The 506-nt window shown below is 40.1% G+C and carries 1 protein-coding gene; it reads right to left on the bottom strand.

Translation table 11 applies throughout. From position 1 onward, the window contains the following. On the bottom strand, nucleotides 1–506 hold a 506-nt coding region (locus AAEZ03_RS25830; protein WP_350582563.1), incomplete at both ends, for a hypothetical protein.

Below are 506 nucleotides of genomic sequence, written 5' to 3'. Positions count from 1 at the left end.
GCGCTGCTGGACATAATGGATTATAGATGGCGGCAAATTGCTTAATATAAGTCATATAGTTTTGTATAGCAGTTATCAAAAACTTGCTAAGAGGAATGAGCCTGCCATCAGACTGCGCATGACGCTCTTCTTTGTCAGATACCCATAATATACGCCGCTTCAAATCAAACTGATTGAGTAATCCTGGTGCATGTCTGACTGGGCGAATACCCGTTTGGATCAGGATAATGTGCCATAGCCAAATGCTATAACTATTGAACTGCGCAATATAGCGATCCATGTGGGATTTTAACTTTCCATTAAAACTCTCAGCACTGATAGTCAGTTGATTAAAGAACTGCTGGCACATTGTGGTCTTTAGTACCATATCACTACCAATATGGCTTCTATGCCCGTTCATCGGTACGCTACACTCATCTATTAAAAGTACTTTTTGCTCATCATTGCAGTATTCAGTTATCAGCTCTACCGCTTTTATATAAGTTTGCTCTAGCTCTACCGTTTTA

The sequence above is a fragment of the Pseudomonas sp. HY2-MNA-CIBAN-0224 genome, from assembly GCF_040310285.1.
In the GTDB taxonomy this organism is placed as follows: domain Bacteria; phylum Pseudomonadota; class Gammaproteobacteria; order Pseudomonadales; family Pseudomonadaceae; genus Aquipseudomonas; species Aquipseudomonas helleri.
The sequence above is the reverse complement of the archived record's forward strand: the minus strand, read 5'-3'. Positions and strand labels throughout refer to the sequence as shown.